Genomic DNA, 1065 nt, shown 5'->3' with positions numbered 1-1065 from the left:
CTAGGAGTCTGCGCGGCAGAAAGTTTTTTCGCTGAGCATGCGAGGCGCGTCTTCACCGCCGTCGATGGCGATTCACTTTCGCGCGCGAAAGTCGAATGATATTGAAGCCTGCGGGTTCAAATTGGGCGGATTTTCGCCCTTTCCAGGTCTTACGCGTACATCATTTTTGCCATTCGCCGCAAGTTCAGCGCGGTGCAGACGAGTTTCCACTCAGCCTGCGCCTTGGCCAGTCCTCGCATGCTAAATTGGCGGAAACCCAGTACGCTTTTCACCCAAGCGTTGGGCGGTTCCGAGATCCACTTGCGTTTTCGGTAAGCCGCCTGCGTTGTCGCCGATTTGAACTTCTCTGCCATGGCAGCGCACAGAGGCCGTTTTTTCGGATCGACCACCACTTCCTGCTTGCCAATCCGGCCGAGTGCCACGATCAGTTCGGACGGGTGATCGCGTAGTTGCTCGAGCATTGCTTCCGAGCGGTAGCCTGCATCGGCAAGCACCAGCTCAGCATCGTCACCGACGTTGCGCTTTACCGCCGCCAGCACCGACGCCAATTGGCCACTATCGGCTGCACTGTTGACGAGTTCTGCCGCCACGACGATGTGGGCAGTCTCATCGACCGCCGCCTGGGCATTGTAGGCATAGTCGAAGCCGCCGCCGGCACGCTTCATGATGCGGCTCTCCGGGTCGGTGAAATTCTCTTGGGCATCAGGCTTCGGCTCGCCGAACTTGTATTTGAAACGCGACTTCTTCTTTGGCTTGCCAGAATCATCGGGCGGCACATCGTCATCATCGCTGCGCCCGCGCGCGATATCGGCTTGGCGCTGCCGATCTTCAAGGCGTGCACGCGCTGCGCGGATGACGGCAAGGCGATCTTCCCGCCGTGTGATCTCTGCCGGGATATCGATTTCCGGCTCGTTCCTTTCGGCGACATCTGCCGCCTTGGCCTTGGCCAGCAACGCGTCGATTTGCTCCTTCAGTTCACGCTCGGCCTTTTGCATGCGCTCGTAGCTCATTGCCTTGTGGCGCGATGCGTTGGCCTTGATCTTGGTGCCATCGACGCCGATCGTA

1 protein-coding gene is annotated in these 1065 nt (G+C 59.2%); it reads right to left on the bottom strand.

What is annotated here, in order from left to right; all coding sequences use genetic code 11:
- Positions 1-149 precede the first annotated feature (149 nt).
- The coding region (locus RBA41_RS33330; protein WP_306628635.1) for a transposase at positions 150-1065 on the bottom strand (916 nt) is incomplete at its 5' end.

Origin of the sequence: Massilia scottii (genome assembly GCF_030846495.1) — a bacterium.
In the GTDB taxonomy this organism is placed as follows: Bacteria; Pseudomonadota; Gammaproteobacteria; order Burkholderiales; family Burkholderiaceae_D; genus Telluria_A; species Telluria_A violaceinigra.
Note: the sequence above shows the minus strand (reverse complement) of the source record. Positions and strands in the feature narration are given on the sequence as shown.